We start from the raw sequence: 23,451 nt of genomic DNA on the forward strand, positions 1-23,451 counted from the left end.
GCAACTCCATCTTGATCAGGCCGATCTTGCCTTCGCAAGACCCTAGGCAACAGCGAATTCTGCCGATTTTTGCTGGATTTGTTGAAGGGCGCCGAGAATACTGCCTACGTTTTTTGCAGCGCAGATAATCCGTGTTGGGCGAAGACCGGCACATAGGCACCGAAAGCCTTAGCGCGTGCCGGGTCTGATGCGTTTCCATCCAAGGCCCGCTTGTAGACACCTTGCAGAATGCCGGCCATCCGAAAGAAGTTGAAAGCAAGGTAGAAGCCAAAATTCTCAATCCCCGTTAGGCCGCGGCGCGCGCAATACTCGGCGATGAAGTCCTGATCTGACGGTAGCCCAAGGCTTAACCGATCTACGCCAGCCAATCCCCGACCCTCCTTGCCCGGAGGCAGCTGCCATTGCATGATGACGGCCGCCAGGTCCGCATATGGGTGACCGATGGTCGATAGCTCCCAATCCAGCACTCCGATGCAGGCGGTGCCATGCGTCTCGAACATCAGATTGTCGATTCGGTAATCCCCATGAACCAGTGTTCTTTGATTATCATCCTCGGGGATCTGGCGCTCAAGCCCGGCGATCAGCTGATCCATCTCGGCGATTTTTTCGGTCTCAGAGGCGCGATATTGTTTGGTCCAGCGAGCAATTTGCCGCTCGAAATAGTTGCCTGGAGGTCCGAAATCCGAAAGACCGACCGCATCGATATCGACCATGTGCAGTTCGGCCAGTACGCGATTCATCTCTTTCAGCACACCCGTGCGCGTCGCATTGTTTTCGCCTTTCATGACAGGGTCGACAAATGTGCGCCCTTTCAAATGCTCCATCACGTAAAAGGCCGAGCCTATGACGCTGTCATCTTCACAAAGCAGATGTACTTGCGGGACGGGCACTTTGCTACCAGCCAGCGCCGCTTGTACGCGAAATTCCCGATCCACTGCATGTGCGGATTTCAGCAATATGCCCGGCGGCTTGCGTCTCAGAACATAGAATTTGGCCGGCGTACGCAGCAGATAGGTTGGGTTCGACTGACCCACGGTGAATTTTGTAGCTTCAAGAGGGCCATGATACCCAACAAGATGCGTGTTTAGATAAGCGTCGACGGACTTGATATCCAAAGTGTTTTCAGTGTGTGTCATATATTCAGCCTGCGTATGAGCCCACGGCTAAAGGGCATCGGCAAAGATATTGCCACCGGTCTGCACATTTATCCCGCCGGAGACAGGGATGACCGCGCCAGTGACATAGCTGCCTCCGCGACCGCATAGAAACAACATGCAACCAGCGATATCCTCGGCCTGGCCAACCCGGCCCAGTGGAACACCTTTGCCGACCCGCGCGCGCTTGGTTTCGTCCTCGGTAGCAAAGGCCGTCATGCGCGATACGAATGGTCCCGGGGCCAGCGCATTCACCGTGACTCTGTAGGGTGCCAATTCTTTAGCCATGATTTTGGACAGGTGAATAACCGCCGCTTTGGACGCGGAATAGCTGTAGGCCCCGTCACCCATCGGAACTTCACCCATGACCGAACCTACATTGATGACCCGCGCAGGATCCTCGTCGGTTGCGGATTTCATCAGAAGTGGCAGCAATTTTTGGGTCAGATCAAATACGCCTGCGACATTAACCGACATGACTTTGTCCCAAGCGAAATGAGGGAACTGCCCCATCGGCGCGCCCCAAGACACACCTGCATTATTCATCAGTATATCAATCGCTTGAGTGCGACTTTTGACTTCATCTGCCAGCGCATCTATACCCGCCTCACTGCTGATGTCGCCAGCAAACCCTTCGGCCGAGCCTGGCGCGTCCAGAGCGTTCAACTCTGTTGCAACCTCCTCGCATGCCTCGCCTTTGCGAGAAGCGATCAGTACATGCGCCCCGGCACGTACCAACGCCTCGGCCGCCATTCGACCGATACCGGTGGCACCCCCCGTTACCAGTGCCGTCTTTCCACTGAGCGAAAACAAAGTCTCGGGCGTCATGTGCACTCCATTCAGGCGATCTGGGATTCTGGCGTGAGGTCTTCTTGACAATACGTGCTGACAATCCAACGATTTCAAAACAGGTGAAGCAAGAGGCAAATGAAAAACATGCAGGCATTACTCAGCGTCACACCAGGCGGCCCCGAGAGTTTGGAACTGACCACCCTGCCCGATCCAACCCCTGAGTCAGATGAAATTGTATTGCGTATCCGCGCCGCCGGGGTGAACTTCCCTGATACGCTGATGATCCGGGACCTCTATCAGATAAAACCACCCCGCCCCTTTGCGCCAGGTGGTGAAATCGCCGGAGAAGTTGTCTCGGTCGGAGAAGGCGTCACAGACTTCGCGCCTGGTGATCGGGTTCTGGCGCTCACAGGGCACGGAGGGTTCGCTACGCATCTGAAGCTCAAACCAGCGACTGCCGTCAAGATACCCGACGTGATGCCGTTTGAAGATGCGGCCAGCTTTGTCTTCACCTACGGCACTTCATACCACGCCCTCAAGGACCGTGCGCTACTTAAGTCCGGCGAAAAAGTACTTGTTCTGGGGGCCGCCGGTGGCGTTGGGTCTGCGGCGATCGAGCTAGCTAAAGCGATGGGGGCACATGTGATCGCGGCGGTCTCGTCTGAAGGTAAAGCATTGTTTTGCAGAGATATTGGCGCAGACCAGACGCTGATCTATCCACGCGATCTGGACCGCGAAGCGCAAAAGGCCCTGTCCGCCGAGATAAAGGCACTGGCCCGGGGCGAAGGTGTGGATGTGGTCTACGACGCGGTCGGCGGAGACTACGCTGAGCCCGCCTTGCGAAGTATGGCATGGGGTGGGCGTTATCTGGTTGTTGGCTTTCCTGCCGGCATCCCCAGCATTCCGCTGAACCTGACTTTGCTCAAGGGCTGTCAGATCGTCGGGGTGTTCTGGGGCGCGTCCGTATTTCGCGACCCGAAAGGGCACGCACAGAACCTGGCCGAGTTGTTCCGCCTATATGGTTCGGGAGTGATTTCACCCCGTATCAGTGCACGATTTCCGCTAACCCAGGCGGCAGAGGCAATTGGCATGCTCGAACGGCGCGAGGCTCTCGGTAAAGTTGTGGTCACGATGGAAGATAATTGAATAGGGGATGGGATTGAGCCGATCCAGCAACCTGCATGCGTCAATGAAGCTCTACCCATAAGAGCGAAGGTCGCTGGACGACCTTTAAATTCATGTTTATGAAAAAGGGAAGATGGGGACAGTTTGAATATGCACAATATCCTGGTTCTGAATGGTCCGAACCTGAATTTGCTTGGTACACGGCAACCCGAGGTCTACGGCGCAACGACGTTGCAGATGATCGAGGACCTGTGCGTTGCGCATGGTGAAACGCTGGGTCAAAACATAACCCATCTCCAATCCAATCACGAAGGCGCGCTAATTGATGCGATCCACGCGGCACGCGGCGCTCAGGATGGTATCGTGCTGAATGCAGGCGCATTCACGCATACATCGATTGCGCTGATGGATGCGATATCTTCGGCCGAAGTACCCGTGGTCGAAGTTCATTTATCTAACATCCACGCGCGCGAGGCGTTTCGTCACAAATCACATATCGCACCAGTCGCGATTGGACAGATCTGTGGTTTTGGCGCGCAAAGCTATGTTCTTGCACTGAACGCGATTGCCGCGCATCTGGCTGAGAGGGACACAGGATGACCCTCAAAGAGTATCTGAATTTTCTGAGCTACACGAAAACTCTGGAAGAGCTTTGGGATGCACATTGCCGCCAGATGGAAAAGTATGGCTTCGACCGGTTGTTGTATGGGTATACGCAATACCGAACGGCGACTTCGCTCGGCGATCCAGAAGACTTTGTAATCCTGACCAATCACTGCTCGGATTACTTGGAAGGGTTCCTTCAATCCGGCCTGTATTTTCACGCCCCCATGCTGAAATGGGCGCTGAACAACGAAGGCGCTGCAAGTTGGAGCATGATACAGGACATGATGTCCAGCGGGGTTATGTCGAACGAAGAGCTTCGGGTTTTTGAGTTCAATAAGTCGCGTGATATTACAGTAGGTTATACGGTCAGCTTCAACTCAGTATCGATGCGTTCCAAAGGGGCGATTTCGCTTGCGGCGCGTAATCACAGCCAGGAGGAGATGGACGAGGTCTGGAACGAGCACGGCGACGACATCCTTCTGATGAACAATGTTGCCCATCTCAAAATCCTGACCTTGCCATATCATGCCCCGAACCGCGCGCTGACCAAACGCCAGCGCGAAGCTTTGCAATGGGTCGGCGACGGAAAGACCACGCAAGACATCGCGCTATTGATGGGTTTGACTTCGGCAACGGTGGAAAAACATCTGAGACTCGCGCGCGAGGCGCTTTCGGTTGAAACAACGGCACAGGCCGTGTTGAAGGCCGCGTTGCAGAATCAGATGTTTGTGATGGAAGCATGACCCTATTTTGATGCTAATTAGCATCAAATTGACCTAGGGTAAGGAATACATGACTTTCCGAATCTCCCGATAAAATTGCAAATTGATATTGTTCCGTGAGTGGTGGCTTTAGCCAGGGAACGTTTTGATCGGATCTTTGTAATACCAAAGCTCTCTGATCGCTCTGACACCGAGGCGTCTATTCGTCCACGTCTCTTTGTCGGGATTATTGAGGGGCCCTTCCATCCCCATCATGCAGGGCCCCTCAATTCACTAATCTTCGCAAGCATTGGTTCACAGGCTTTTGACATGAAAAAAACCCGGCTGCGCTATGCAACCGGGCTCGGTATTTGTTGCAGCCTCTAACCGAAGCTGCAAAAGATTTTAGCCTTGGGCTGCCTTGGCAACTTCGGCAGCGAAGTCTTCTTTTTCGACCACGATGCCCTCGCCTACTTCCATGCGGACAAAACCGGTGATGGTAGCACCTGCTTCTTTGGCAGCCGCTTCGACGGTCAGATCAGGATTCACAACGAAGTCCTGGTTCAGCAGGGTCGCTTCGGCGACGAATTTCTTCATGCGACCGACGATCATCTTTTCGATCACCTGCTCCGGCTTGCCGGATTCGCGAGCGATGTCCATCTGGACCTGCTTCTCTTTCTCGACAACTTCCGGATCCATGTCCGCCTCGGACAGGGCCGCCGGGTTCACCGCTGCAATGTGCATTGCAACCTGCTTGCCGAAGGCTTCATCGCCGCCGGACAGAGCAACCAGAACGCCGATTTTGCCCATGCCGGTTGTCGCCGCGTTGTGAACGTAGGACACGACGGTATCGCCCGACAGTTTCGACATACGGCGGACCGACATGTTTTCACCAATGGTGGCGATCTTGTCGGTCAGGGTATCTGCAACAGACTTGCCGCCCAGATCGGCAGCCAGCAGCGCGTCGACGTCATCAACACCTTCGGCTGCGTAGGTGATCTTGCCGACCATCTCCTGGAATTCACTGTTTTTCGCAACGAAGTCGGTTTCCGAGTTCACTTCGACAGCAACACCGTTGCCGCCGTTGACGTGAACAGCAACCAGACCTTCGGCTGCGGTACGGCCCGATTTCTTGGCCGCCTTGGCCAGGCCTTTGGTGCGCAGCCAGTCAACGGCTTCGTCCATGTTGCCGCCGGTTTCGGTCAGCGCTTTTTTTGCGTCCATCATGCCTGCGCCGGTCGAGTCGCGCAGTTCTTTTACCATTGCTGCTGTGATTGCCATCTTTTGGCTCTCCTCAATTCAAACGGAATTGGGGCAGGTCTACCCTGCCCCATATGTCATTTACGTGACGGGCAGCTTACGCTTCGGCTTTGGCTTCCGGCGCGGCTTCTTCAGCGGGTGCTTCTTCGGCTACGACTTCTTCAACCGGAGCTTCTTCGAATGCACCCAGGTCAACGCCAGCAGCACCCATCTGAGCGGTCATGCCGTCCAGAGCGGCACGTGCGGCCAGATCGCAATACAGAGCGATTGCGCGCGCTGCGTCGTCGTTGCCGGGGATGATGTAGTCAACACCATCGGGCGAGCAGTTGGTGTCGACAACAGCCACAACCGGGATACCCAGCTTGTTGGCTTCGGCGATAGCCAGTGCTTCTTTCTTGACGTCGATGACGAACAGCAGATCAGGAACGCCACCCATCTCGCGGATACCGCCCAGTGAAGCCTGCAGCTTGGCCTGGTCACGTTCCATGCCCAGACGCTCTTTCTTGGTCAGGCCTTCGGCACCCGACTCCATGGCTTCGTCGATCTGGTTCAGACGGTTGATCGACTGGGAAACGGTTTTCCAGTTGGTCAGCGTGCCGCCCAGCCAGCGGTGGTTCATGTAGTACTGAGCCGACTTTTCAGCGGCATCTGCGATCGGCTGAGCTGCCTGACGCTTGGTGCCTACGAACAGAACGCGGCCACCTTTTGCGACGGTGTCACGAACAGCCTGCAGAGCCTGATCCAGCATCGGAACGGTCTGAGTCAGGTCCATGATGTGGATGCCATTGCGCGAGCCGTAGATGAACGGGCCCATGCGGGGATTCCAACGCTGTGTCTGGTGACCAAAGTGAACGCCAGCTTCTAGCAGCTGACGCATGGTGAACTCGGGAAGAGCCATGCTTTACTTTCCTTTTCCGGTTTACGCCTCGGCGGGGGTGAAAGAAGCGGATGCTCCAACCGGCGGGCCAGATAAGGATGTCTCCCTCAAAAAGCCCAAACCCCGCCTGCGGGTTTGAATGGCGCGCGTATACGGCAGGTTTAGCATCAGCGCAAGGGCCAAATGCCCCTATTTTTCAAGCCGCGCCAGTGAATGCGCATGACGTACCGCGTCTTCGCAATGGGCTGCCAGAGCTTTGCGGTTTTCAAAGTCGCTAACCTTAGCTGGCGCGTGGTAGATCAATTCCACGGTGCCTTGTCGACGTGCCCCCAAAGTCTTAAGCAAATGCGGTCCGAAATCCATGTCGCCCCACCAGCCATAAAACCTATCGGGCTGACCTTGGGGAGCGTGAAAGATGACCGAAACCGGTTGAACATACATGAATTCCCGCAGCTCTTCAGTGAAGAACGCGGCAAAGAGTGTTGTTTTAAAGGGTAAAATTCGCTGTCCGTCGGTCGAAGTGCCTTCTGGAAAGAACAACAGCTTGTGCCCGGCTTTCAGACGTTCCTCGAAAATCCGGGTCTGCTCGCGGGCTTTCTTGCGATCACGTTCGATAAAGACCGTACCCGTCGCGCGTGCCAGCCAGCCGATGCCGGGCCATTTTGCAACTTCGGCTTTCGATACGAAATACACGCGCTTACGGGCATTCAGCGCAAAGATATCCAGCCACGACGTATGGTTTGCAACCACAGCGCCGCGTTCCTGCATGAGCGCGCCAGAGGTGCGAAATCTGATCCCGAGAATTCGAAATGCATTGCGACAAACGAACTGAGAAATGAACGGTGTCACCGGCCGTTGAACGCCATAAAGCGGTCGTTCGATGAGACGTATGGCCAATAAGACGAACAGCCCCCCAAAAACCAAAAGGGCCAGCGGCAGACCGCGAAGTATCACCAGGACCCAACCTAAGAAACCAAGCTCAATTGGATCAGGAGCGTCTTCACTTTGCCACGATGGGTCGCTCACAGGGTTATGCTCCACCATAAATACGCCGCTGACGCTCATTCATGCGGGCTGTGTCAAGGATCAGACACACATCGGTTGTGTTGAAGGCATGATCGATAAATGCCCCCTCGCCCACGAATCCACCGAGGCGAAGGTAGGCCTTGATGAGAGACGGCACTTGAACCATCGCCGCGCGCCGATCCAGCGCGTCGGGTGCCAAAAGGTCCATTGATTGAAATAACTCTGGCTGGGCCCGAACCCGCAAATCCAGCGGGGCAAGGTGGTTGTGATGCAGCATCGACAGCGGCTGCGCCAATTTGCTCACGTCGGTTCCGTGGAAACTCGCGACCCCGAACAAGATCTCAATATCACGCTCAGTGACGTATGCAGCCAGACCATTCCACAGATGAAACATCGCCGTGCCACCACGATAATCCGGATGCACGCACGAGCGTCCAAGCTCCAACAGCTTGCGCCCGCTTTGTTTCAGGACGGTGAGATCGTATTCATCCTCGGAGTAGAATTGCCCCAGTTCGGCAGCTCGCTCACCAGGAAGCAGTCGATAGACGCCGATCACCTCTCCAGATGAATCGTCGATGGCGAGCATATGATCGAAGTATGGATCGAACCGATCCTTCTCGAGCCCCGCCTCATGATCCACCATCTCGCCGCCACCGCCCAATTCCTGAACAAACACGTCATAGCGCAGACGTTGGGCCGCCCGCAGTTCAACCTCGGTATTGGCCAATTTGACAGTGAATGAGGGGCCTTCGTCTGGCATCAAGAAAATTCCATCGATCGCGGTTGCGCGCTGATAACGCGATTGCTCGGCCAAAGGCAACTCGCCCGCGTTTTGCCCGAGTTGTTAACCTTTCCTAAACCAGTTTCACGGATCAAAGACCGGCATCAGGGCTATGCGTGTCCCGTCGATCACCACTTTCCCCTGCTCGCGAAAGTTAACGGTGATCTTGCCTCCGATATTGGACTGCACCTGTCCAACGCCCCAATCGGGGAAATCGGGGTGGCGGACAAACATGCCCGGTGCAAGAATGGCATTCAGATCTGTCATATCGGGCCTCCGGGTCCAAGGCAGATGCAGCAGGAGGTACGCATGGGCGCGTCAGACGTCAACCTGGCCGAATTGATCGGCTCTCGGATCTGTCATGATCTGATCAGCCCCATTGGGGCAATTACCAACGGGCTTGAGCTGTTGGAGATGGTTGGCGCAGTCCAAGGCCCTGAAATGGAGCTGATTTCGGGCAGCGTTGGCAGTGCAGGCGCCCGCATCCGGTTTTTCCGCGTTGCCTTTGGATCAGCAAGCGATCAGCCATTGGGTCGCACCGAAGTGGTCGAGCTTCTTAAAGATGTGGAAAAGGCCGGGCGTCTGCGGATCAGTTGGAACCTGACCGAACCTGTCCCGCGCAATCAGGTTAAACTCGCGTTTCTGGCTGTGATGTGCTGTGAAAATGCGATGCCCTTCGGCGGCGAAGTGGAAATCGAAACTCAGGGCGACGCATGGACGGTGACTGGCGTTGCTGACAAGCTGAACCTCAATACGGGACTGTGGAAAGGGATTGGCTCGGGGCGATTTACCGAAAAACTAAGCCCGGCGCAGGTTCAATTTGCCCTGCTGCCGGACACAGCCTCGACGATGGGGCGCAGGATCACGGTAGAAACGACCGCAACCCGGGTGACACTGCGGTTTTAGTGCCGAGTGGTCCCGTTTCCGCGCACCAGATACTTAAAACTGGTCAACTGAGCGGCACCGACAGGACCGCGCGCGTGCATCTTGCCGGTGGCGATACCAATCTCAGCACCCATGCCAAACTCACCGCCATCCGCGAATTGGGTCGAGGCGTTATGCATCAGGATAGCGCTGTCGAGCCGTTCGAAGAAGTGCTCGGCGGCCGCGGAATCCTCGGTCATGATGCAATCGGTGTGGCTTGAGCCAAACTGCCGGATATGCGCAATCGCGGCGTCGATATCTGCTACGGTCCGTGCAGCGATGATACTATCTAGGTACTCTTTGCCCCAGTCATCATCCGACGCAGGAATGGTGTTTTCATTGGCCAAAACGCCTTCGGCATGCACTTCAACACCCGCAGCTTGAAGAGCAGCGATTAGATCACGGCCCAGTATTTCTGCAACGTCTTGATGGATCAGCAAGCATTCTGCCGCGCCACAGATACCGGTGCGCCGGGTTTTGGCGTTCAACACAACATCCAGCGTCTTCTGGGGATCGGCGGCTTTATCAACATAAATATGAACGATGCCTTCGAGATGCGCAAAGACGGGCACGCGCGCCTCGCGTTGCACAAGACCCACCAATCCTTTGCCACCTCGGGGAACGATGACGTCGACATAATCAGTCATGGTCAAAAGCTCTTGCACCGCAGCCCGGTCGCGAGTCGGCACCAGTTGAATGGCGTCTTCGGGCAAGCTAGCAGCTGCTAGCCCCTCAACCAGACAGGCATTGATCGCGGTTGACGAATGAAAGCTCTCAGACCCGCCGCGCAAGATCACGGCGTTCCCGGATTTCAGGCACAATGCACCCGCATCCGCCGTCACGTTGGGGCGGCTTTCATAAATCACGCCGATTACACCCAAAGGCGTGCGCACACGCTGAATGTTGAGGCCCGAGGCCATGTCCCATTCGGCCAACACCTCACCCACAGGATCAGTCTGATCGGCAACGGTGCGCAGCCCGTCAACCATGCCCTGAACGCGTGCTTCATCCAGCATCAGGCGGTCCATCATCGCGGGGCTCAAACCCTTTTCTCGCCCGAACTCCAAATCCTTCTTGTTCGCTTCGATAATGCCGGCACGTTTGTGCCAAACGGCGTCTGCGGCTGCGATCAGCGCGGCGTGCTTGCGTTCGGCGGTGGCAAAGGCAAGCTCTTGCGAGGCTGCTTTGGCGCGCGCACCAAGGTCGGCCATCATTGCGGGAATGTTGTCGAAATCCTTCATCTCATGCGCCTTTCGGTCTCAGTTTATCAAATCACGCCCTTACAGCGCCAGATCGTCCCGGTGGATCAGGGCCGCGCGGCCTGGATAGCCTAGCGTCGCCTCGATTTCAGACGATTTACGTCCTTTGATCGCATCCGCCTCTTGCGCGGTATAGCGACTTAGCCCCTGTGCCAGCCTCCGCGCCTGCGCATCCAGAACAGCGACGGGATCGCCGCGACCGAAATCACCCGTGACCTCGACAATGCCAGCGGGCAACAGGCTTTTGCCATTGGAAAGCGCCCTTGCCGCGCCGTCATCGATCACGATCTCTCCGCGCGGTTTCATCGCCGAAATCCAGCGTTTCCGGGCTGCATGCGGATCGAGTGTGGCCGTGAACCAAGTGCAGCTCGCGCCATTTTCAAGCGTTTTCAGCGGGTTCAGGGGTGATCCTTCAGTTATCGCCATATCGCAGCCAGCTGCGGTTGCCATCTTGGCAGCCAACAGCTTGGTCTTCATGCCGCCCTTTGACAGCCCCGATCCCGCGTCACCTGCCATGGCCTCGATTTCGGGCGTGATCTGTTTGATCACGTCATACCGGGTGGCTGTCGTGTCCTCGTTGGGATTGCCCGAATAGAACCCGTCGACATCTGAAAGCAGGATCAACTGATCCGCGCCGATGGTCACGGCGATTTGCGCTGCCAGCCGGTCATTGTCGCCATACCGGATCTCATCCGTGGCGACTGTATCGTTTTCGTTGACAATCGGAACAACACCCAGGCTCAGCAGCGTTTCCAGCGTTGCACGGGAATTCAGATAACGCCGCCGATCTGCGCTGTCTTCCAACGTGACCAGCACCTGAGCGGTTTTGATCTCATGCGGCGTCAACGCTTCTTCATACGCACGGGCCAGCCGGATTTGTCCAACCGCCGCAGCGGCCTGTGACTGTTCCAGCGGCAGATTCTGCATCGGCAGGCCAAGTACACCTCGACCCAACGCGATTGACCCGGACGAGACCAGAACAACATCTGTCCCCTGCCCTTTCAGCCAAGCCACGTCCTGCGCCAGCGATTTCAGCCAATCCGACCTGAGCAATCCCGTATCCCGGTCGACCAACAAGGCCGATCCGATCTTGACCACCAGGCGGCGGGCATGGGTCAGGGTTGCCAAGGCGTGGCCTCCTCGGCGGGTTTCTGGCGCAGGCGGTTTTCATCGATCTGAGCCCGCAAGGACCGCAGCACCTCGGTCACGCCCAAATGCGCAACGCCTGACATGGTCATGACCGGGCCGCGAACGGCTTCTTCCAGTTCGGCCTTGATCAGTTCGCGTTCCTCATCGTCCAGAGCGTCGATCTTGTTCAATACGGTGATACGCGGCTTATCCGCCAGCTCTCCGCCATAGGCCTCAAGCTCGGTGATGATTGTGCGATAGTCTTCGACCACAGTTTCCGAGGTGCCGTCGACCAGATGCAACAGTACCGCGCAGCGTTCTACGTGGCCAAGAAACCGGTCACCGATTCCACGCCCCTCATGCGCGCCTTCGATCAGACCTGGAATGTCAGCAACGACGAACTCCACGTTATCGACACCGACAACGCCCAGATTGGGGTGCAGCGTAGTAAATGGATAGTCGGCGATTTTGGGCCGTGCATTGGATGTGGCAGCCAAGAAAGTTGATTTCCCGGCGTTGGGCATGCCCAAAAGACCCACATCCGCAATCAGCTTCAGCCGCAGCCAGATGGTGCGGTCGATCCCCGCCTGCCCCGGATTGGCGCGGCGCGGGGCCTGATTGGTCGCGGATTTGAAATGCAGGTTGCCAAAGCCGCCGTTGCCGCCTTTTGCCAGCAAAAACCTCTGACCAACCTCGGTCAGGTCACAAATCACGGTCTCTTCGTCTTCGTCCAGAATCTCGGTTCCGACGGGAACGCGCAGGATGATGTCGTCACCATCCTTACCGGTGCGTTGCTGACCGCGACCGGGTTGGCCGTTCTTGGCGAAGAAATGCTGTTGATAGCGAAAGTCGATCAGGGTGTTCAGCCCGTCCACAACCTCGGCCCAAACAGACCCACCCTTACCGCCGTCCCCGCCATCGGGTCCGCCGTATTCGATGTACTTTTCACGTCTAAAGCTGACGCAGCCGCCACCTCCGGCCCCGGACCGGATGTAGACCTTTGCAAGATCGAGAAATTTCATAGCTGTCCCCTACTGCAAAGGCCCCATCGGCCACAAGTCAGAGTTTCTTTGTATAGGTCCAGGTAGGCACATTCGCATCGCGCGCCACCGAATAGGTTTCCGCATCGCCAAGATACTGGAACCCGCAATGGGTCAGAACCCGGGCCGAGGCCGGGTTGTCCTGGAACACGCTCGCGAACATGGTCGCGTTTTCCAGCGGATTGGCGTTGACCAGCGTTTCAACGGCCAGCGATGCAATGCCGGTGTTCCAATACACCGGGGCGACCCAATAGCCGACCTCGGACTGGTTGCGATCCAGCCGGGTCAATGAAATCAGTCCGATCAGCTCCGGGCCACCATCCTTTGTGGCATCCATTGCCCAGACATCCTCGTCCCGGTCTTCGGCCATCGCGCGCATCACAAACGCCTCAATCGAGCCAGGTGGCAATGGATGCGGGATCGATGTCGTCATGCGCGCCACACGCTCATCGCCTGCGTAATGCTCAATGAGACCCAAATCCGACCGACGCAGAGGGCGAAGGTCGAACCGCTCGGTTTCAATGACCGGCTGATTTATTATTGCCTCAATCTTCATGAGTGCGTTCCTCCTCCGAACAACACAAAAAGTACGGACGCAACTGTCAAACTGGCTAACGTCCACATCAGATATTTTTCTGCAGGCCGACCTTCAACCGCATGGGCGATCCGATCTCCTGCAAATGTCCAGATCGGGTGCAATACGATCTGGCAGATTAACAAACAGAGAGCGATCGTGAGGGTCGCCTCAAAACTGGGTGTTCCTGTTGCCACAAACCCGGTGAAACCTGCGATAATCATTGCCCAAGCTTTAGGGTTAAGAGGATGCACTATTAACCCCGCCAGAAAACCGGGCACTTGCTTATCCGATTGATCTCGGGAAAGCCGCAGATTGGCAATTTTCCACGCGAGCCAGCAAATATATGCAGCAGAAGCATATTTGAGTGTCTCGAACACCAACGGCACCTGATCGGCCAGTTGCATCAGCCCAAACCCAACCGGCCAGATGATCAGCTGTTTGCCCAGAATGACCCCGCCCACAAAGGGCAGTGCCGACCGAAAGCCAAAACGCGCACCTGTTCCCAGCAGGACCATATTGGCCGGTCCCGGCGTGCCAACCTGCGAAGCGGCAAAAATCAGGAAACTGGTGGTTGCGACTGTCATCGGTTCTGGTGATCACGACTGCGTTAAAACGAAAAAGGGACCGGCACTTTGTGCCGGTCCCCCATGAATTTTTCTTAAACCTTCTGGGTTTCGGCTTACTCTGCGGCCTCCGCCACTGGCAGGACCGAAATAAAGGTGCGGTTTTTAAGTCCCTTATGGAACTTCACGGCGCCATCGACAGTTGCAAAGATGGTATGGTCTTTGCCCATGCCTACGCCTTCGCCCGGCCAGAACTTGGTGCCGCGCTGACGCACGATGATGTTGCCTGCGATGGCGGCCTGGCCACCATACAGTTTCACGCCAAGGCGACGACCAGCTGAGTCGCGACCGTTACGGGAGGAACCGCCAGCTTTCTTATGTGCCATTCTCTCTCTCCTTAGCCCTGAGCCAGCTCTTTGGCTTGCTCAACCCATTCGGGTTTCACTTTGATGGTGTCGATAGCAGCAATCTGCTCGTCCGACAAGGCGGCCAGAGCGGCAAAGCTTTCGATACCGGCTTCAACCAGCTTTTTGGCAGCGGCAGGGCCGACACCATTAAGAGCAGTCAGATCGTCAGCGGCAGCAGCTGCGGCGGGTGCCTCTGCTTTGGCTTCAGCTTTCTTGGCAGGCTTTTTTGCCACCGGAGCAGCTTCGCCAGCCGGTGCCGAACCGGTTGCAGCTTTGATGCCCGACTTGTCAGCGCCCGACGACAGGATGTCGGTGATTTTGACCAGAGTCAGTTTCTGACGGTGACCAACGGTACGCTTCGAGCTGTGCTTACGACGGCGCTTGACGAACTTGATGACCTTGTCACCTTTGATCTGTTCGATCACTTCGGCCTGTACGCCTGCGCCTTCAACGAAAGGTGCACCAACAACCGGTGCGTCGCCGCCCAGCATCAGAACATCGTTGAATTGAACTTTTTCACCTGCGTCGGCAGCCAGCTTTTCAACACGGAGCACATCGCCCGCCTGAACCTTGTACTGCTTGCCGCCAGTCTTGAGGACCGCAAACATGCGTCTTTCCTTTGTCTGACCGCGTTCTGTGGTCCCCGATTGGGTGTTTCCGGCTTTCGCCACCTCGAACAGCGCGCCCTTTTCGGGCTGTGTGAATGACCTTTGGCACATGCCATCAGGTCAAAGAATAACGATACCCGGCGCGGAAAGCCGGCCGGGATGCGCGCTTATCGAAGCATTCATGAAGAAAGTCAACCAAAAATCTGCGGCTCAGAGATCCGACGCTTTCATGGCTTGCGCGACGGTTTGACCAAGCTGGTAAGAGATGCCGTTTAGCATTTCATCAAAACCCATGAACAAAGCGGAATTCAAGGCCCGACCCGCATCGGTGCGGGAAAAGGCGATGTTCTCTCGCATCTGAGACTCGTTCAACGGCTGATAGGCCAATAAAAGGAACGAGTACATCCATTCAGTTGTCTCTGCCCTGGTGTTCTCATGCTGAGATAGCAGTTCCTGCAACACGGATGCATCGTCGAACAGGGCACTTTGCCCAGAGGCAAGTCCTTGGTAAAAACTATAATCGGCGCTGATGGTGCCTTGCACATTTTTCTCGATCAGGTCGTTGACCTGCACATATTCATCTACAAGACGAAAAAACATGCCCTCGCGATCAGCCTGTTCGTAAGCGCTGCGTGCCATCTCTTCGATCGCGTCATCTGCAATGGCCCGGCGCGCCGAATTTTCCAGAGAAACGATGCTTTGCCCCAGTTCGCTTTCAAAAAAGATCGAAGCTTGTTCTAGCTGCGCATCGGACATCATCTCGCCAACAGACAGCGAAAGTTGCTGGTGCATCGTAGTCGGATCGTACAGATCCTCAACTTGCGCCAAAAAATAGGCTCCTCCTGAGCTGCCCAGCATCGACTCGTTGATTGCATGCCCTTGCGCCACGCCTTCTTCACTAAGAATTTTCATAAAATCCAAAATATGCATCGCCTGCATCAGTCTTTCAGCACGCTCGCTTGCGGCCAGAGGCAGTGCCCAGATCGTCAAACAGAGTGCCGTAGCTAAAACTCGCATCAGATATCCTGCGCCGGGCGCAATTCGGCCATGCGGGCGGCCAATACTTCAAACCGCATCGCCATGATTTCATATTGGATCGCATTCAACAGCTCATAGACCTCCTGCATCAGAGGCTGTTCCAGAGCGTCAACATAGGCGTCGACATCCTCATCCGAGAAATCCTGGTAGGTGTAAGCCGCCCCTGCCAAAGCTGACAGTTGCAGAGATCGACGCAACTCACCTTCATTGCGTTGGATCATCGCGCGCAGTTCATCTCCGCTCAGTTGCATGTCGATAATGCCAGACGCACTTGCCGCCAGCAAAAACCGCACCTGGATCTCTTGCAGCGCGCGCAGCGAGGTTCCACTGGCGTCCACCGCACGGTTCATGCGTTTCAGGCTTTCAACACGAGATGAGCCTTCTTTTATCAACTTCGAGACGATTTCTTGCCCGGCCAGTTGTTTGGCATCATCATCGTCATCCATATGAGCGGCGTTTTCAGCAACGACCAGTCTTTGCCCCAACTCCGAGGCGTAAAACGAGACCGCGTGGACCAGCGCCTCTTCGCTAAGCGTCTGTTCAAGGATCGAGACGGCCGTTTCGTGCATCAAAGCGGTATCAAACACCTCTTCGGTCAGACGCGCCCAATCCGATCCGAAACCGTCAGGGTCGATACCCAGCATCTGCGGGGCCGAAGCAGAGGCCTGCGCTATGCTTTCCAAGGCAACGTCAAACCCTGTCGTGGTCAGAAACGCCTCAATCTGATCCTGACTGGCGGCCTGAGATGGCGAGGCCATGACACCAAGCGAGAAAATTGGAAGGATGAGGCTGATTGCGAACTGGCGTATAAAGTAAGTCATACATATCAGCCTAGGTGTTTTCTTACCTCTGGCAATGGAAAATCCCACTATCGTCAAAATCCGGAATTTTCTGCTTGCACCCCTGCCCGTTCACCACTAAATCCCCCCCTCACAGACCCCCGCGGAGAGGTGCCGGAGTGGTCGAACGGGGCGGTCTCGAAAACCGTTGTGGGTGCAAGCCCACCCAGGGTTCGAATCCCTGTCTCTCCGCCACTATGCTCCAAAAAACAGTGAAAATTGTCTGGTCTCAGGACTTGGAACAGCTTTAGGATTGGCGTTTTAGGAGGCCAAAAGTGTAATACTATGCCCATTCTCAGGCCTTCTGATTATGCCAGCTATGCTCCTATTGGTGCACACTACGTCACCTTTGGGCCATTCCAAATTCGTTCAGGTAATCGAAAAAGGGGCCTACGCCTGCAGGATCCCTTTGGATCTTTGCGGCTTTTCCTCCATTCATTCAAATTTGGAGATAGAACAAAAGCGATTTGCCGATTAGACATCAGGCAAGTTTTTTTCTTAGCCAATCCTCAGAAGCGTGATGGGCAGGTCGGCTAACGACCAGTTTCATCTGCGGCTTCACCGGAAGCGGCGAAAAAGACTGAACTGAAATGACTGTCTTTTGCCCAAGGGAGTTTGATGCAGATGATGGCGATGTGCGATGAGTTCGAAGCTTTCTTGCAGTAGACTGGAGAGGTCGCTTGGACTATATCGGGCGACTTGGAGGCCGCTGCATTTCTCTGGTCCATCTGGCGCAAAGGTGGCAATAATCACATGTCCGCCGACACTCACCTCTCGCCGGAGACTTTTCAAATAGGCCGCCTGCTCTGCTGGATCGACGAGGAAATGGAACACCGCCCTATCGTGCCACAGGTCGTATTGGCGATCAGGCACACAAGAAGTGATGTCTGCCGAAATCCATTTCACTGTTTCACAGGCTTGTCCAAGCCGGTTCCGCGCTATATCCAGGGCGACCTGCGATAGATCGAGGACTGTAATATCGTGGAGCCCCATAGCGAGTAGAGAGCTCGCAAGGCGGGATGTTCCTCCGCCAATGTCGATGACTGATGAATTCGCAGTTGCGCCAGACATCTCGATCAGTTCGAGAGAGAGACGTGGATCATCTTGATGCCAACTCAACTGGGCCTCGGACTTCTCGCCATTGACGACGTCCCAGTGTTCCTTTCTTTCGACCGTCATATCTCCACGCTCCACCAACTTAACGTAGCGAAAGCACTCTTCGAAAGACTGCTCTGCCGGGTTTGCCTATCTGCCTTCCTTTTAGTCCGCGGAAGGCAGTATTGGCTGAAATCACGAAAAAAGAAGGCGACCAACACATTTTAGCGGCTTGGCTTTCCTTTTTTGCTGGTGACTTACCGAACTATTCTCAACCAACTGTACATCTCGAGTTACGATTCAATCGCCGCCATTCACAGCAACCGTAAAGAGATTCAAACGCACGGCGGTTTCGTTTGCGGTATACGTTTAGGTTGCCGATCAAGCTGCCTCGTAATGGTTGAACACTTCCGTGGTGCCATCCTTACCGATCAGGAAAACCGAATAGGCTTCCCGCTCACTCTCCGGCCCCATACCAGGTGAGCCATAGGGCATACCTGGCACGGTCAGCCCGACCGCATCAGGGCGTTCGGCCAACAAGCGCCGGATGTCCGCCGGGGGCACATGACCTTCTATGACATAGCCCTCGAGCAAGCCCGTGTGACAGGACGCCATCTCTTCTGGAATACCCTTGTTAGCTTTGTATTCAGACAAAATCTCCCAGGAGGCATTCTGCACTTCCATCTCGAATCCTTCGCGTTGCATAATATCAATCCACGCGCCACAACACCCGCATGCGGGGTCCTTGAGAACCTGCACCAGCGGTTTGGTCGTTGCAAATGTAGGTGAAGCCAGGGCGATGCCGGAGGCGCTGAGGCCAGCCAGGAAAAGGCGTCGGTCAAGTTTCGTGGTGGTCATGTCATTTCCTTTCCGTGTTTACGCCTGCGCTGTGATATTCGGTCTTGTGACCGAAATCGCAGGCAAGTGCTATGATTTGTGTCAAGCACGCGATCATGACTAGCCCTGTTTCTGTTCGCTTTCGGTGTATAGCGCACGCATGTCGCAACCGTTTGGATAAGATGAGCGCCAAGGCAAATACTGATAGTTTATCCTCTCTTCCACGCATAATAATCTCCTTACGACCGCAGTGCATGCTCAAACAGAAACAATTTGAAAACCCGCACTTTCGGGACTTTGGATGTTAGGATATTTGTGGAGGAAGATTGGGCGTCAGAGGCGCTTGAGAATTCTGGTTATCCGTGTCCATGTTACGGTTTCTCTGGCCATAAGCTTCCACCAAAACCGCAAGTCCTAATTGGGTCGGGTTTTCACCAACGCAACAGGTTCCAGTGTGGCATGCCCCGCCACAACTCACGCAGTCGTCCGCGCAATCTTGATCGGTGGTAGAATGTGAACGGCGATTGTTGTGTTTGAATTCAGATGCTTTTGACGCGATCGAAACGCCATACAGTTTGTGGCTGTCTGCGATCTCAAAGTCGTTGTTTGCAAAAGCAACAGAGCCGATGATTGTCACAGTAAGACAGACGCACACTAAAAGCGTTTCTCTTAAAACAGGGATCAACTCATTCACCGCACTGCGGACGTAGTGTGATCGTGGCAACGTGCTGACCCGAAGCCAACAAAACTACAATTGATAGTGCGGCACGCACTAGAGAAGAGCGGATTGCCACGTCTGAAGAAAAAGATTGCCAAACTTGGAGGCAGATCAAACAACAAGGTTAACTACGCTTGGCCCAAGTTTTTTAGAATTGGACAGTCTGGGCGGTGGTCGCCAGCGCATTCTTCGATCAGATGAGACAGTGTTTCATGCATCGCCTTCAGATCGGAAATCTTATCGTCGATCTCTTTCAGATTCTGTTTTGCAATTTCTTTCACGTCCGCGCTTGCGCGTTCTTTGTCCTCGTAAAGCGCCAGTAGCGAACGACAATCCTCAATGGTAAAGCCCAATGAGCGGGCCCGCCCGATGAAGGCCAGCTTGTGCAGTTCCTTTTCGTCGAAATGGCGATACCCATTGAGGCTCCGCTTGGGTTTGATGAACCCGATATCCTCGTAATAGCGGATGGTTTTGGCAGGCAGACCCGAACGTTCTGCTACATCTCCGATATTCACAGCGGTTCTCCTATACTATCCAGCATGCACTGAACGCAGCGTTTGCTCGGTGTTCTGCGAGATCTGTTCTCGCCCAACTTTGATCGGCTTTACCCAGCGCAACCGCAGCGCATTGGTCAGGACAAATACGCTGGACAGCGCCATGGCACCTGCGGCCAAAACCGGCGACAGCAGCGGGCCGCCAAACGGATAAAGCACCCCTGCCGCAACCGGTATGAGCAGTGTGTTGTAGCCGAACGCCCAGAACAGGTTTTGGCGGATGTTACGCATGGTGCGCTGACTAATATCGAAGGCATTGACCACGCCCGTCAGGTCGCCTGACATCAGAACGACGTCAGCCGCCTCAATGGCAATGTCAGTGCCTGTCCCGATCGCAATTCCTACGTCAGCTGCCGCCAAAGCAGGCGCATCATTGATGCCATCACCCACAAAGGCCAGTTTTCCGCCATTTGAACGCAAATCCTGTAACGCGGATACTTTACCCTCGGGCAGAACTTCAGCCACGACATGATCGATGCCAAGCTGCGCCGCAATGGATTTGGCAGTAGCGGCATTGTCACCGGTGATCATCGCTACTTTCAGGCCCAGCCCGTGCAGAGCTTCGATTGCGTCCGGCGTGGTGGTTTTGATTGGGTCCGCCACAGCGATTACGGCCGCGAGAGCCCCGTCTACGGCAGCATAAAGTGGAGTCTTTCCGTTGATTGCGAGTTCAGCGCCCCGATCAGACAACGCGCCCATTTCTACCCCTTCGCGACTCATCAAGCGGTCGGCCCCGATCAGGATTTTATGGCCTTCGACTGAGGCGCTTACCCCGTAACCGGTGATCGACGTGAAGTCTTCTGGCTTGGAAAGCTCCAGACCACGGGTTTCTGCCGCGCGCACGATGGCTGTGGCGACTGGATGTTCTGAAGTGACCTCAACGGCAGCAACAAGGTGCAGAACCTCGTCTTCGGTCATTCCTTCGGCCACAATCAGGTCGGTCAGCTCCGGACGCCCTTCGGTCAGGGTGCCCGTCTTGTCCACCGCAACAACGGTGGTTTCCTGCAGCATTTGCAAGGCATCGCCCTTTCGGAACAGGACGCCCATCTCGGCAGCGCGGCCAGTGCCGACCATGATGGAAGTAGGTGTGGCCAACCCCATGGCGCAGGGGCAAGCAATGATCAGTACCGCAACCCCGGCCACCAACGCCAGGCTAAGCGCGGGATCGGGTCCGAACAACATCCATACCAGCACTGTCACAACGGCCACTGCGATCACTACCGGCACAAACCACAGCGTGATGCGGTCGACCAGGCCTTGAATCGGAAGCTTGGCACCCTGTGCTTGTTCGACCATCTGAATGATCTGGGCCAACATAGTGTCTGCGCCGATCTTTTCAGCACGGTACGTCAATGCACCCGCGCCATTTACGGTCCCCCCAACCACAGTTGCGCCCTCGGTTTTTTCGACGGGAACCGGCTCTCCGGTGATCATGCTTTCATCGACATATGACGCGCCGGTCATTACGGCACCATCCACCGCGATTTTTTCGCCCGGTCGAACGTGCACAATATCACCTACAACAATCTGCTCAATCGGTAGCTCGACAACCGATCCGTCGCGCTCAACTCGCGCTGTTTTTGCCTGCAGACCGACCAGTTTTCGGATCGCTTCACCAGTTCGACCCTTGGCGCGCGCCTCGAGGAATCGCCCGAGCAATATGAGAACCACGATCACCGCTGCGGCCTCGTAGTAGACATTTGCGGTTCCGACCGGAAGAACACCCGGCGCAAAGGTCGAGATAAGCGAGAACCCATAGGCCGCTGAAGTGCCCAGAGCCACCAGAGAATTCATGTCCGGCGCGCCTCTGAACAAGGAAGGGAATCCCTTGGTGTAGAACTGCAAGCCTGGCCCAAAAAGAACGATCGTGGTCAGAAGGAATTGCAGGTAATAGCTGTTCTGGATGCCTATGGTGCTCGCTATCAGGTGGTGCATGCCCGGAATAACATGCGAGCCCATTTCGAGAATGAATACCGGCAATGCGAGCAAGGCGGCGAAGCTTGTTCGCCGCGCCAAATGGCTGATCTCTGCCGCTTTGCGGTCGTGTGGTTCGGTCTGCGTTGCAGATCGCAGGCTCGCCGGATAGCCAGCAGATGCCGCATGCGCCGCTATGGCTTCGGGTGTTGTGACTCCCTCAGCATAACGCACAGTTGCACTTTCAGTGGCCAGATTGACCGACGCGGACAAGACGCCGCCATCGGCTTCCAGGGCTCGTTCAACGCGCCCTACACAGGATGCGCAGGACATGTTCTGAATATCCAGAGTGACCTCTGCCGTCCGCGCCGGATATCCGGCGCGGTTTAACGCATCAGCAATGGCCGCTTTATCGGCTGGATCGCGGAAATCGACCTGAACGCTTTCGCTGGCGAGATTAACCGAAGCGGAATCTACCCCTGGCACAGCTTTCAGCGCGCGCTCGACGCGCCCAACGCAGGAAGCACAGCTCATACCCTGAACCTGGAACCGCGCATGTAAATTTTCAGTCATATTGTCACCACGTATGTTCTGCTGACGGGCAACATAAGGGTTCCAGCAAGTGGAAGGTCAAGGGATGAGGCTGACTTTCTTTCTCATCATCCATGACGACGCTAAGTATCCCGGATATGAGCTGCTGGCACCGCAAGTCAGTTATAGACAAAGCCATTGACACAGTAAGTTCCTCCGCAAAGTTGGACTTTGACATGAAAAACCGCAGGGTACGTGTCTTAAGCACCAATCAACTTGATGATATCCTTGCAGCTCAGAGTCCGAGGGATGCGAAGCCACGTTCGCAACAGAAGTTTAGGAGCGCAAATGCTGTCGTCCCTTGGTTCTATCTTGCGTCTCTGACTGCCTCGATTAGCCGGGTCATTTCATCTTCGGCGATCAGACCCGGGGCAAGCGCATCTCCAATCACAAACGAAGGGGTGCCACTGAAGCCAAGCTGCCGGGCCAATTCCATGGACACCTGAATATGCGCGTCGACTTCCAGCGCCTCCATGTCTGCGCGCAATTGATCCTCGTCCAGGCCAAGTTCCCGAACAACTTTCAGGACACTGGCCTCAGTGGCACGACCGTTCAGAGCCATAAGCGCCCAATGAAATTCTTCATATTTTCCCTGATTACGTGAGGCAAGCGCGGCGCGAGCCGCGAAGTCGGAACCTTCTCCGAGTATGGGCCATTCTCGGTAAACAACTCGGACTTCGGAATCGCCTGCGATTACGTTTTTCAAGACCGGGGCCGCGCGTTTGCAATATGGGCAGTTATAGTCAAAAAACTCGACTACGGTTACATCACCTTCCGGGTTTCCGATGACAGGCGCATTCGGATCCTGTTCCAGCAATTCACGCTGATTTTCCAAGACGTTTCCAATGGCTTCGGCTTTTGCCTGATCTTCGTGCTGTTGAAGCAATTGAATCGCCTGCATGATGATTTCAGGGTTTTCCATAATGGCTTCCAGAGCAAGCCGTTTTACATCGGCGTCAGACAATTCGTCAGCACTCGCCATAGCAGCACCAATCGACATAGTGATGGCAATTAAGCCTGCAAAAAATCGTTTCACG

Annotated in this window: 26 protein-coding genes and 1 tRNA gene; 5 read left to right on the top strand and 22 right to left on the bottom strand. The window is 55.4% G+C overall.

What is annotated here, in order from left to right:
- Positions 1–104 precede the first annotated feature (104 nt).
- Both AC2TEM_RS01790 and AC2TEM_RS01795 read right to left on the bottom strand, forming a co-directional pair.
- Positions 105–1,136, bottom strand: coding sequence for a phosphotransferase family protein (locus AC2TEM_RS01790; protein WP_170421625.1), 1,032 nt, complete (start codon positions 1,134–1,136; stop codon positions 105–107).
- A gap of 27 nt (positions 1,137–1,163) precedes the next feature.
- Positions 1,164–1,982, bottom strand: a complete 819-nt coding sequence (locus AC2TEM_RS01795) for an SDR family NAD(P)-dependent oxidoreductase (protein WP_170421622.1) — start codon at positions 1,980–1,982, stop codon at positions 1,164–1,166.
- Between the two features lie 108 nt (positions 1,983–2,090).
- On the opposite strand from AC2TEM_RS01795, the gene AC2TEM_RS01800 reads away from it, so the two are divergent.
- From AC2TEM_RS01800 to AC2TEM_RS01810, 3 genes are all read left to right on the top strand, one after another.
- On the top strand, positions 2,091–3,092 hold the full coding sequence (locus tag AC2TEM_RS01800; RefSeq protein ID WP_170406443.1) for an NADPH:quinone oxidoreductase family protein: 1,002 nt from the start codon (positions 2,091–2,093) through the stop codon (positions 3,090–3,092).
- A gap of 129 nt (positions 3,093–3,221) precedes the next feature.
- Positions 3,222–3,671, top strand: a complete 450-nt coding sequence (gene aroQ, locus AC2TEM_RS01805; RefSeq protein ID WP_170405767.1) for a type II 3-dehydroquinate dehydratase — start codon at positions 3,222–3,224, stop codon at positions 3,669–3,671.
- Positions 3,668–4,420: an autoinducer binding domain-containing protein gene (locus AC2TEM_RS01810; RefSeq protein WP_170393076.1), complete on the top strand. Its 753-nt coding sequence runs from the start codon at positions 3,668–3,670 to the stop codon at positions 4,418–4,420. Before aroQ ends, AC2TEM_RS01810 begins: the two co-directional genes overlap by 4 nt.
- A gap of 363 nt (positions 4,421–4,783) precedes the next feature.
- Here AC2TEM_RS01810 and tsf read toward each other — a convergent pair whose 3' ends face one another.
- From tsf to AC2TEM_RS01835, 5 genes are all read right to left on the bottom strand, one after another.
- Positions 4,784–5,659, bottom strand: coding sequence for a translation elongation factor Ts (gene tsf / locus AC2TEM_RS01815; RefSeq protein ID WP_170393077.1), 876 nt, complete (start codon positions 5,657–5,659; stop codon positions 4,784–4,786).
- A 76-nt stretch (positions 5,660–5,735) separates the two neighbouring features.
- Positions 5,736–6,536, bottom strand: a complete 801-nt coding sequence (gene rpsB / locus AC2TEM_RS01820) for a 30S ribosomal protein S2 (protein WP_170393078.1) — start codon at positions 6,534–6,536, stop codon at positions 5,736–5,738.
- Positions 6,537–6,704: 168 nt separating this feature from the next.
- Positions 6,705–7,559: a lyso-ornithine lipid O-acyltransferase gene (olsA, locus tag AC2TEM_RS01825; RefSeq protein WP_170422440.1), complete on the bottom strand. Its 855-nt coding sequence runs from the start codon at positions 7,557–7,559 to the stop codon at positions 6,705–6,707.
- On the bottom strand, positions 7,546–8,301 hold the full coding sequence (gene olsB, locus AC2TEM_RS01830; RefSeq protein WP_170421619.1) for an L-ornithine N(alpha)-acyltransferase: 756 nt from the start codon (positions 8,299–8,301) through the stop codon (positions 7,546–7,548). Before olsB ends, olsA begins: the two co-directional genes overlap by 14 nt.
- Positions 8,302–8,406: 105 nt before the next feature.
- Positions 8,407–8,589: a DUF3553 domain-containing protein gene (locus AC2TEM_RS01835; RefSeq protein ID WP_170393080.1), complete on the bottom strand. Its 183-nt coding sequence runs from the start codon at positions 8,587–8,589 to the stop codon at positions 8,407–8,409.
- A 42-nt stretch (positions 8,590–8,631) separates the two neighbouring features.
- Between AC2TEM_RS01835 and AC2TEM_RS01840 the strand changes: the two genes are divergently transcribed.
- Entirely contained in the window at positions 8,632–9,228 is a 597-nt protein-coding gene (locus AC2TEM_RS01840) for a histidine phosphotransferase family protein (RefSeq protein WP_170421616.1), read from the top strand.
- On the opposite strand, the gene AC2TEM_RS01845 is transcribed toward AC2TEM_RS01840, so the two are convergent.
- From AC2TEM_RS01845 to AC2TEM_RS01885, 9 genes are all read right to left on the bottom strand, one after another.
- Positions 9,225–10,487 (bottom strand): glutamate-5-semialdehyde dehydrogenase, encoded by a 1,263-nt coding sequence (locus tag AC2TEM_RS01845; RefSeq protein WP_170421613.1) that lies wholly within the window; start codon positions 10,485–10,487, stop codon positions 9,225–9,227. The two genes, AC2TEM_RS01840 and AC2TEM_RS01845, sit on opposite strands and share 4 nt — an antisense overlap.
- 39 nt (positions 10,488–10,526) lie before the next feature.
- Positions 10,527–11,633, bottom strand: coding sequence for a glutamate 5-kinase (gene proB, locus AC2TEM_RS01850; RefSeq protein WP_170393083.1), 1,107 nt, complete (start codon positions 11,631–11,633; stop codon positions 10,527–10,529).
- Positions 11,621–12,655 carry a GTPase ObgE gene (gene obgE, locus AC2TEM_RS01855; protein ID WP_170393084.1) on the bottom strand — a complete coding sequence of 345 codons (1,035 nt, stop codon included), beginning with the start codon at positions 12,653–12,655 and terminating at the stop codon, positions 11,621–11,623. The genes proB and obgE overlap by 13 nt, the downstream gene beginning before the upstream one ends.
- Positions 12,656–12,692: 37 nt before the next feature.
- On the bottom strand, positions 12,693–13,229 hold the full coding sequence (locus tag AC2TEM_RS01860; RefSeq protein ID WP_170393085.1) for a GNAT family N-acetyltransferase: 537 nt from the start codon (positions 13,227–13,229) through the stop codon (positions 12,693–12,695).
- Positions 13,226–13,834, bottom strand: coding sequence for a LysE family translocator (locus tag AC2TEM_RS01865; protein WP_170803245.1), 609 nt, complete (start codon positions 13,832–13,834; stop codon positions 13,226–13,228). The genes AC2TEM_RS01860 and AC2TEM_RS01865 overlap by 4 nt, the downstream gene beginning before the upstream one ends.
- Positions 13,835–13,929: 95 nt before the next feature.
- Complete coding sequence (rpmA, locus tag AC2TEM_RS01870; protein WP_010440093.1) at positions 13,930–14,199, bottom strand: 50S ribosomal protein L27; 270 nt, start codon at positions 14,197–14,199, stop codon at positions 13,930–13,932.
- Positions 14,200–14,210: 11 nt separating this feature from the next.
- Positions 14,211–14,828 carry a 50S ribosomal protein L21 gene (locus tag AC2TEM_RS01875; protein WP_170421606.1) on the bottom strand — a complete coding sequence of 206 codons (618 nt, stop codon included), beginning with the start codon at positions 14,826–14,828 and terminating at the stop codon, positions 14,211–14,213.
- 210 nt (positions 14,829–15,038) lie between these two features.
- On the bottom strand, positions 15,039–15,845 hold the full coding sequence (locus AC2TEM_RS01880; protein WP_170608870.1) for a DUF2059 domain-containing protein: 807 nt from the start codon (positions 15,843–15,845) through the stop codon (positions 15,039–15,041).
- Positions 15,845–16,687: a DUF2059 domain-containing protein gene (locus AC2TEM_RS01885; protein ID WP_170421599.1), complete on the bottom strand. Its 843-nt coding sequence runs from the start codon at positions 16,685–16,687 to the stop codon at positions 15,845–15,847. The genes AC2TEM_RS01880 and AC2TEM_RS01885 overlap by 1 nt, the downstream gene beginning before the upstream one ends.
- A gap of 123 nt (positions 16,688–16,810) precedes the next feature.
- On the opposite strand from AC2TEM_RS01885, the gene AC2TEM_RS01890 reads away from it, so the two are divergent.
- Positions 16,811–16,900 (top strand) — tRNA-Ser (locus tag AC2TEM_RS01890).
- A 363-nt stretch (positions 16,901–17,263) separates the two neighbouring features.
- On the opposite strand, the gene AC2TEM_RS01895 is transcribed toward AC2TEM_RS01890, so the two are convergent.
- The 6 genes from AC2TEM_RS01895 to AC2TEM_RS01920 all read right to left on the bottom strand — a co-directional run bounded on the left by AC2TEM_RS01895 (position 17,264) and on the right by AC2TEM_RS01920 (position 23,450).
- Entirely contained in the window at positions 17,264–17,884 is a 621-nt protein-coding gene (locus tag AC2TEM_RS01895) for a class I SAM-dependent methyltransferase (RefSeq protein WP_170421596.1), read from the bottom strand.
- 297 nt (positions 17,885–18,181) lie between these two features.
- Complete coding sequence (locus AC2TEM_RS01900) at positions 18,182–18,658, bottom strand: DUF411 domain-containing protein (RefSeq protein WP_170421593.1); 477 nt, start codon at positions 18,656–18,658, stop codon at positions 18,182–18,184.
- 283 nt (positions 18,659–18,941) lie between these two features.
- A complete protein-coding gene (locus AC2TEM_RS01905; RefSeq protein WP_170421590.1) occupies positions 18,942–19,331 on the bottom strand; it encodes a hypothetical protein in 390 nt (129 codons plus the stop codon).
- Between the two features lie 152 nt (positions 19,332–19,483).
- Positions 19,484–19,870 carry a Cu(I)-responsive transcriptional regulator gene (gene cueR / locus AC2TEM_RS01910; protein ID WP_170392471.1) on the bottom strand — a complete coding sequence of 129 codons (387 nt, stop codon included), beginning with the start codon at positions 19,868–19,870 and terminating at the stop codon, positions 19,484–19,486.
- A gap of 15 nt (positions 19,871–19,885) precedes the next feature.
- Positions 19,886–22,396, bottom strand: a complete 2,511-nt coding sequence (locus AC2TEM_RS01915) for a heavy metal translocating P-type ATPase (protein WP_170421587.1) — start codon at positions 22,394–22,396, stop codon at positions 19,886–19,888.
- A gap of 325 nt (positions 22,397–22,721) precedes the next feature.
- A complete protein-coding gene (locus AC2TEM_RS01920) occupies positions 22,722–23,450 on the bottom strand; it encodes a DsbA family protein (protein ID WP_480790388.1) in 729 nt (242 codons plus the stop codon).
- Position 23,451: the final 1 nt, after the last annotated feature.

The organism is Ruegeria sp. HKCCD3925 (assembly GCF_057221175.1).